Here is a 6,000-nt window from a genome sequence, read left to right on the forward strand (position 1 = left end):
CGCGTGCTGCTTTGCATCATCGTTGCGCACATGAAACCGTAGCGTTGCTGACGCGTTGGGCGGCGATCATAACGGAAGGGAAACCGCCATGAAAAAGCTTCTTCTGCTGCCAATCGCCGTCGCCGCACTCTCGATCGGAGCCTGCAGCCAAAAGACCCAGAACGAAACCGGCGAGGCCGCCGACGCCGTCGCCGCCGACGTGAACGCAACCATGGGTGAGGCCGTCAACGACGTTCAGACCGCGGGCGAGCGTGCACTCGGAGCGGCGGAGAACGCCACCGATCGCGCGGGCGAGAAGATCGAAAACGCCGCCGATCGTACCGGTGCTGCCATCGATCGCGGCGCGGCAAAAGCCGATGCGGCCACCGACAACGCCCAGCGCGAAGCCGGCCAGAGCCTCGAAAAGGCCGGGCGCGACATGCAGCGCTGACACACAACGGTTAGCAGGATTCAAAGGCCGTACCCCGATGCAACGGGGTGCGGCCTTTTCCGTAGGAAGACGATCGATGCGGCAGACCTATGTCCTACCCTTGCTGCTACTCGCCGCGTGTAGCTCGGGTGACGAGCCGAGCGCGCCGGGTGGAGTCACCGACAGCGAAGCAGCGGCGTTGAACGATGCTGCGGCGATGCTGGATGCGAACAGTGTCGACGCCAATGTGCTGACGGCGCAACAAAAGGAACCACGATGACCGATGTCCCGCTGCGCACTTTGGGTGCGACCGAACTCGTCACCCCACCGCTGATCCTTGGCGGCAATGTCTTTGGCTGGACGATCGACCGCGCCGAGAGCTTCCGTATTCTCGACGCGTTCGTCGACATGGGCGGCACGATGATCGATACGGCCGATGTGTATTCGGCATGGGTCGACGGCCATCGCGGCGGGGAGTCCGAGACGATCATCGGCGAATGGTTGCGGCAATCGGGCAAGCGCGACCGTGTGGTGCTCGCGACCAAGGTCGGGATGCTGCCCGGCGACGGTGGCGAAAAGCTGGCCCCGGCGCGCATCGCGGCAGCGGCGGAGGCCTCGCTTGCGCGGCTCGGCACCGACCGTATCGACCTGTATTATGCGCATCAGGATGACGAGGCGGTACCGCAGGCGGAGTATCTGGCCGCGTTCGGCCGGTTGATCGATGCCGGCAAGATCCGGGTCCTCGGCGCGTCGAACTTCCGGGCGATGCGACTGAAATCGGCGATCGATATCGCCATCGCGGAGGGCTTGCCGCGCTTCCACGTCCTGCAACCCGAATATAATCTGGTCAGCCGGCATAAATATGAAGGCGAGCTCCAGAATTTATGCGTCGAACATAATATCGGCGTTGCGCCGTATTACGGCCTTGCCGCCGGCTTCCTGACCGGAAAATACCGCTCGACGCAGGACCTGTCGCAAAGCGTCCGCGGCGCGGGCATGGCGACGTTGCTGGAGGGCAAGGGGGCGGCGGTTCTGGCTGCAATGGACGCGGTAGCCACGGAAACCGGTGCGACGCTCGCGCAACTGGCGCTGGCGTGGCTGGCCGCGCAGGAGGGTGTGGTGGCCCCGATCGCCAGTGCGACCAGCGTCGCGCAGTTGGAGGAGCTGGTCGGGTCGTGGCACGTGCAGCTGGCGGACGACCAACTCGCCCGACTGACCAACGCAGGCGTCTAGGGTTCCATGCGGGGGTGCCGGAACACCCCCGCCCCCAGCGTCATTCCGCAGCTTCGGCCAGTTCGTCGAACTCGGCGGCCTGCAGGAACCGTTCGGCGTCCAGTGCGGCCATGCAACCGGTTCCCGCTGCCGTCACTGCCTGGCGGTAGACCTTGTCCATTACGTCACCACAGGCGAACACGCCCGGTACGCTGGTGCGGGTCGATCCGGTCTCGACCGCGATATAGCCGTCGTCGTCGAGCGCCAGATGCCCGCGAAACAACTCGGTCGCTGGATGATGACCGATCGCGACGAAGCCGCCATCGACCTCCAGCATCGACAACTCGCCGGTCATCGTATCTTTCAGTTCGATACCGACCAGCCCGTGCGGACTGCCACCACCGACGAAGCGTTCGACCTGCTTGTTCCACAGGACGCTGATCTTGTCGCTGGCGAACAGACGCTGCTGCAGGATGCGTTCGGCGCGGAAGCTGTCCCGGCGATGGATGATGGTGACATCGTCGCTGTGATTGGTCAGGTACAGCGCTTCTTCGACCGCGGTATTGCCGCCCCCGATGACCGCGACCTTCTTGCCGCGATAGAAGAACCCATCGCAGGTCGCGCAGGCCGATACGCCCTTGCCCTTCAACAACTCCTCGCTTTCAAGGCCGAGCCACCGGGCCTGTGCGCCGGTCGCGATCACCAGCACCTCGCCTTCGTACACCTCGCCGCTGTCGCCGGTCAGGCGGAACGGACGGCGCGTCAGGTCGACATCGACGATCGTGTCCCACATCATCCGGGTACCGACATGCTCGGCCTGCGCCTGCATTTCGCCCATCAGCCATGGCCCCTGCACGACATCGCGAAAGCCCGGATAATTCTCGACATCGGTGGTGGTCATCAACTGACCACCGGGTTGGATACCCTGAACTACAATAGGCCCCATCCCGGCCCGCGCCCCATAAATCGCTGCGGACAAGCCAGCCGGGCCTGAGCCAAGGACAAGCATGCGGGTATGATGGATTACAGACATCGCGATATTTTCCGTTCGAGGCATTCGGCCCGTCTAATCAGAGCCGACATTCGAACGCAACATGGGGAATCCCGAACCCGCCGCAAGCATATCTTGGGCAGGAGGTCAAAGGACGACTGCGAGAACCACTCCCCAGAACGGGATCGCCAACAGGGTGCACAGGATTAACCCGGTCGTGTTCGGCGGACGATCGTGCGGCCCTTCGATCCCCGGACGGCGTTGACTAATGGTAACCATGTCCAAACCTCTCCGCTATCGTTGTTGAAGATGAACGAACAAAGCAGACAACGGTTCGATTTTGGGACACAAAAACCGGTAGCTCGTTCGCCGGTTTGGGCTTCTGCGACGCATCCTGCATCGCCGGGTTTGGACGGACGCGCGTTGTGATCCCGAACGACGGAACGGCAGCCCTTACCAGACAAAGACTATATTGACGGCAGGATCGTCCGATCTGACGGTTCGCAACCGGGTCGCCTAAACGTGACGAACAGCTAACCGCCTGGCACCCGGGCACGAGGCAAGGCAGTAGGTATAGGCGGTGTCCGATTAAACACTAAAGTCAGATCCGACGACGTCAGCTCACTCAGCTGATACGCAATGATACTGAACATGCAACTTCGCGCACACGAATATCACTTACCACATCGGATGCTATCGATGCTGCTTCAACAGGAATGTTGGAATGGCGTCCCGTCAGACATGGTCGGCAGTCCAGAGACCGGTAAGTCGAATGGACACGCCGTCGGTACTAATACGGTGGTAGCGAAGGAGCGCGACCACCACGACAGACCCCTCAAGCTCTATAAGGCTTGAGACGGCGGGCTGCAGCTCGCGGCCCCCCTCCATCCCGCAGATATCCACGAGTCCCGCCATAGTCGCGGCTCGCTGATCTAACCCATACACGATGCGCGGCGTCGGGATGCGATTCCGACGGCTCTTTCGTGCGCCCATCGACTTCCCTGTTGGGAGCCGACCGATGTCGCTTACCCCTTCGACCCCCCGTGAAATCGCCCGCGCATCACGGGCGGTCAGCCGCGGCTTTGCAGCCAAGCTTTCTGGCCGCGAGCGCGGACACGATCGCGCAGTCCATCGCGAGAGCTATGACGTCCACGACAGCCGCGCGCAGGTGTCGCGGCGGTTGGCCGACGGCAGTGAGGCGGCAACGTTCGCAGTCGTCGACGCCTTGGTGGCGACCGCGCGCGAGTTCGACTTATTCGAGCGAAGCAAGGGCAACGGTCGGCCGCTGAAAGATACGGGGATCGTGGTGCTGCAAGCGGTGCTGCGGCATCACTGGCACGAGTTCAAGACTGGCCGGATCGACCCGGCCCTCAGCCAACTGATGAAGGTGACCGGCTATGTCCGACAGACGATCGTCGACGCGCTTGCTCGCCTCGACAAATATGGCTTCCTGGGATGGGTTAGGCGCACGATACGCTTAAGCGATCCGATGCCGGGCGGTCCGATTCGCCAGCAGACCAACAATTCGTATTTCGTCGACGAGGCACGCATCGCCTCCCGCGCCGGACGGAACGTCCGCGACCGCTTCCGCCAGCTGCTCGCCCGCGCAAAAGCCCGGATGGTCCTTCGGGCAAAGCAGCGGTCCACTACGCCCCCCCTGCCCGCGCCCAGCCCCGCTCCACGTCCCGCCGCCATCACCGGGCTCGCTGCCGCCCTCGCCGCCTTGGAAGCCGCCGTCGATCGAGGACCATGCCCGAGTCTGGATAATGGACTGTCTCCCCCCTCAGAATGAAGATCAGAAGGTGTCGCTTCCGCGACACGCATCAATAGGCAGCACCACCCAGCCCAACCGACCCGCCTTGCGTTTTGTCCCCGCCTGCCACCGCCCGGCAGACGCACCGTCACGTCCAGCGGACGTTGCTGGACAGGGCGGCTGCGCCGCCCCGAGGCTAAGCGACGGGGACGAGCACGGACCGTGCCGAAAAAGCCTCCCCGCTCCCCGGGGGGACAGGTCAGGCGGCCGGGAATAGGAGATCGGCCCAGATCTGCATCAGCCGGCGGCGGGCGCGGATCTGCTTCGAGCGATTGTACGCACCTTCGACCTTGATGTTGACGTCGACGTTCCCCTTCCCCGCGTGCGCCAGCGCGCGATCGATCGTCACCCGCTCCGCAGGCATCTTCTCGTTCAGAATGGTCGAGAAGGTGGCGCGCCAACCGTGCGGCACATGCCGACCGGCAAAGCCGGCCTTCCGATACAGGCCGCCGATCGCGCTCTCCGACAACTGGCCGAAGACGAGATCCGCATCGATGCCGAACGCGCGGACAATGCGCAGGATCTCGACCGCCTGCCGCGACAGCGGCACGAGGTGGTCGAACCGTGCGTCGCCCTTCTTCGCCTTCGCGAGTTTCATGCGTGCCGCCGGCACGCGCCACACTGGCGCGGCCGGCCCGATCGCGTCGCCCGTCCAGTCGAGCCCCTCGACCTCGTCCCAGCGCATGCCGCGCAGCGTGCCCTGACGGACGGCGGTCAGCGCGAGGAAGCGCGATGCCAGATCAATGATCGCCGGGCCGCCGGCGGCGGTCGACGCCAACAGCAGCTCGCGCGCGTCGTCGAGCGTGATCAGCGCCAGCTGCTCGCCGGCGATCGGCGCGGCCGAGAGCGCATGGCGGACCGCGACCGACGGGTCGACCTCGGCCAGCTCGTTGGCGATCGCGTAGCCGAACACCTTCGATATGCGCTGGCGCAGGCGCTTCGCGGTCTCGATCGCGCCGCGCGCTTCGACGGCGCGCAGCAAGTCGCGGATGTCGCCGGCACCGATATCGTCGACGTCGATCGCGCCGATCGCTGGGAACACGTCGCGCTCGAGGCTGGTGATCACGTCGCCGGCGTGGACGTCGGTCCAGCTTGACCGCCAGTGCGCGTGCCACCCGCGGGCGACGGTCTCGAACGTCCGGTCGACCTCGACACGCGCTGCGCGCTCTTCACGCGGATCTCGCCCGGCGCGCAGTGCGTCCCGCGCAGCTGCTGCCGCCTCGCGTGCTGCCGTCAGATCGACGTCGGGAAACTGGCCGACAGTCAGCAGCTGCTCGCGGCCGGCGACGCGGAATCGCACACGCCACGATTTGAGCCCGGTCGGGGCGACATACAGGTGCAGGCCCTCCCCATCGGAGAGCTTGTAGGCGCACGGCTTCGGCCGCGCGGATCGCACCGCGGCGTTGGTCAGCATCTAGTTTCCTATCTGAAAGCACGAACCAATGTGCCAATCAGGCACATCCCATTCGGTTGTTTTGCGATCGGCCACGGTGCACAGTTTGGCCGTGGCCCAGCGGTTGGATTTCCGCACAGTTGTCCGTCAGGCCGGGCCATCCGCCGGCGAAACTGCATTCC

6 protein-coding genes are annotated in these 6,000 nt (G+C 64.6%); 4 read left to right on the plus strand and 2 right to left on the minus strand.

The genetic code is table 11. The annotated features are described in order from the left end of the window. Positions 1-88: 88 nt before the first annotated feature. From ASE91_RS05190 to ASE91_RS05200, 3 genes are all read left to right on the plus strand, one after another. Positions 89-430 (plus strand): hypothetical protein, encoded by a 342-nt coding sequence (locus tag ASE91_RS05190; protein ID WP_056623485.1) that lies wholly within the window; start codon positions 89-91, stop codon positions 428-430. A 76-nt stretch (positions 431-506) separates the two neighbouring features. Continuing rightward, a complete protein-coding gene (locus ASE91_RS05195; protein WP_056623488.1) occupies positions 507-689 on the plus strand; it encodes a hypothetical protein in 183 nt (60 codons plus the stop codon). Then, positions 686-1,642, plus strand: a complete 957-nt coding sequence (locus ASE91_RS05200) for an aldo/keto reductase (RefSeq protein WP_056623492.1) — start codon at positions 686-688, stop codon at positions 1,640-1,642. The genes ASE91_RS05195 and ASE91_RS05200 overlap by 4 nt, the downstream gene beginning before the upstream one ends. A gap of 40 nt (positions 1,643-1,682) precedes the next feature. Here ASE91_RS05200 and trxB read toward each other — a convergent pair whose 3' ends face one another. Then, a complete protein-coding gene (gene trxB / locus ASE91_RS05205; protein WP_056623497.1) occupies positions 1,683-2,630 on the minus strand; it encodes a thioredoxin-disulfide reductase in 948 nt (315 codons plus the stop codon). Positions 2,631-3,630: 1,000 nt separating this feature from the next. Here trxB and ASE91_RS05215 point away from each other — a divergent pair. Beyond that, positions 3,631-4,404, plus strand: a complete 774-nt coding sequence (locus tag ASE91_RS05215; RefSeq protein ID WP_056623502.1) for a hypothetical protein — start codon at positions 3,631-3,633, stop codon at positions 4,402-4,404. A gap of 220 nt (positions 4,405-4,624) precedes the next feature. On the opposite strand, the gene ASE91_RS05220 is transcribed toward ASE91_RS05215, so the two are convergent. Next, positions 4,625-5,839, minus strand: coding sequence for a tyrosine-type recombinase/integrase (locus tag ASE91_RS05220; RefSeq protein WP_056623505.1), 1,215 nt, complete (start codon positions 5,837-5,839; stop codon positions 4,625-4,627). Between the last annotated feature and the right edge of the window lie 161 nt (positions 5,840-6,000).

The sequence above is a fragment of the Sphingomonas sp. Leaf62 genome, assembly GCF_001421915.1.
GTDB lineage: Bacteria > Pseudomonadota > Alphaproteobacteria > Sphingomonadales > Sphingomonadaceae > Sphingomonas.